At 63.4% G+C, this 880-nt stretch carries 1 protein-coding gene; it reads left to right on the plus strand.

The genetic code is table 11. The features are described 5' to 3' along the window. On the plus strand, nucleotides 1-843 hold an 843-nt coding region (locus tag FEV53_RS20385), incomplete at its 5' end, for a lysozyme family protein (protein ID WP_221931703.1). Nucleotides 844-880 lie beyond the last annotated feature (37 nt).

Genomic DNA, 880 nt, shown 5'->3' on the forward strand with positions numbered 1-880 from the left:
CTTGACGGCAGCTTGCTGCGTTATGTGTGGAAAAACCATGAGGTCCACAGGACCGATGGTGCCTCTCATCCCCCCGCCTCTGTCCACGGGACTGCGGAGCAGCCCGAGGGAATGAGGCGCCTGCGGCCCCTCAGACCCCCCCTGAGGGCCGTCACCGTCCTTCTGCTGGTCCTCCTTCCCGGTGTCGCGATCGGCCAGGAATGGGGGTCTGAGGGCCGCTTCGAGCTGAAGGGCAAGTCCGCTCCGATCGGGGTGAAATGGTCCGCAGATCCGTTCGAGACCCGTTGGCGTCAGACCCGGAATTTCGAGCTTGGGACTCCGGGCAAGAAGCCCCCGAAGACGGCAGGCTTCCGGCTTCCCTCCGGCTCACGGCTCGATCAGTTGGGCGCTCTGATCCAGCTCGCCGAGAGTCCTCGAGGGGGCTATGACGCGGTGCATGGATCTGCGAAGCGGCGTCCTCCGGGACCTCCCTCGCGGCTGACGCTGGCGCAGATCTATGCGTGGATTCAGGCCACCCCCGGCCAGCATCATGCCATCGGGAAATACCAGATCATCCCCTCGACGCTGAGGGGTCTTCAGTTGAAGCTCGGTGTGCCTGACGGTGCCCGGTTCAGTCCGCAGCTTCAGGATCAGTTCGCGTCTGTTCTCTACGTCGAGGCGGGGTACAATTCCTTCATTCAGGGGCGTCTCCCTCTGGCGAGTTTCATGGACAATCTTGCGAAGATCTGGGCCGGTCTTCCGACCCGAACGGGGCGCTCTCATTACCATGGCCATGCCGGCAATCGGGCGACGATTTCGCGGGCCTTTTTTGATCAGCAGATGCGCCAGATCTTCGGGGCCTGACGTCTCCCTCGAGGGTCTTCGGATCCTCCCGATCCCG

It is taken from the genome of Palleronia caenipelagi, from assembly GCF_007004065.1.
GTDB lineage: Bacteria > Pseudomonadota > Alphaproteobacteria > Rhodobacterales > Rhodobacteraceae > Palleronia > Palleronia caenipelagi.